We start from the raw sequence: 876 nt of genomic DNA, 5'->3' as shown, positions 1-876 counted from the left end.
TTCCTCATCGGCAAACGAAGATTCGTTTGCGGACGGTTTGTTGGATTGTCCACACTATACTCGACCGGAGGTGTTAGATGGCCAGAAAGTGCCTGATGTGCTGCTCTCTGGTGATCATGAAAGAATTCGAAAGTGGCGCGTTAAGCAGTCACTTTGCAGAACGTACGAGCGACGACCAGACTTGCTCGACAAAAAAGATCTAACGCGAGAGCAAAAACAGCTTTTGGATGAGTTTTTAAAAGACGTGAATCGGTAAGTAAGGTTGCGATAACCTGACTTACTCTATTTTTGGAGTATAAAATGAGCAGCAAAAACAACATCATCAGCGCATTAGAAGCTGAGCAAATGACAGCGGATATTCCTGAGTTTGGCCCAGGCGATACCGTTGTAGTACAAGTGAAGGTTAAAGAGGGCAACCGCGAGCGTTTGCAGGCTTTTGAGGGTGTCGTGATTGCGAAGCGTAACCGTGGTCTTAACTCTTCGTTCACCGTTCGTAAGATTTCTTACGGAGTTGGTGTTGAGCGTACCTTCCAGACATTCAGTCAGCTTGTCGATAGCATTGCGGTCAAGCGACGTGGCGATGTTCGTCAGGCGAAGCTTTACTACTTGCGTGAGCTCAGTGGCAAGGCTGCGCGTATCAAAGAGAAGCTAGGTTAATCGCCCATTGATTAAAAAACCTCGACATTGTCGGGGTTTTTTTGTTTCAGGCTTCGCTTTACGATGACGCTAGGGTGTATTACTTACGGATTTGATTTTTGTGAGGCTTAATTGGTTACCGATTCTTCGATATTGATAAATCGTTTCGTTGGTATGCTGTGGCTAGAGCATGGTCTTAGCGAAAATACCCAGCAGGCCTATAGAAAAGATGTTGAGTTA

Annotated in this window: 2 protein-coding genes and 1 pseudogene; all 3 read left to right on the top strand. The window is 45.7% G+C overall.

From position 1 onward, the window contains the following. Nucleotides 1–256: pseudogene (locus A3750_RS11875) on the top strand (tRNA (guanosine(37)-N1)-methyltransferase TrmD); the annotation flags it as partial. A gap of 44 nt (nucleotides 257–300) precedes the next feature. After that, entirely contained in the window at nucleotides 301–657 is a 357-nt protein-coding gene (rplS, locus tag A3750_RS11870) for a 50S ribosomal protein L19 (RefSeq protein ID WP_068456256.1), read from the top strand. A gap of 111 nt (nucleotides 658–768) precedes the next feature. Beyond that, nucleotides 769–876, top strand: a 108-nt coding sequence (locus A3750_RS27325) for a site-specific integrase (protein ID WP_197475013.1), incomplete at its 3' end; no start/stop codon positions are given.

The sequence above is a fragment of the Oleiphilus sp. HI0079 genome (assembly GCF_001635105.1).
This window is presented reverse-complemented; position numbering and strand designations above follow the sequence as displayed.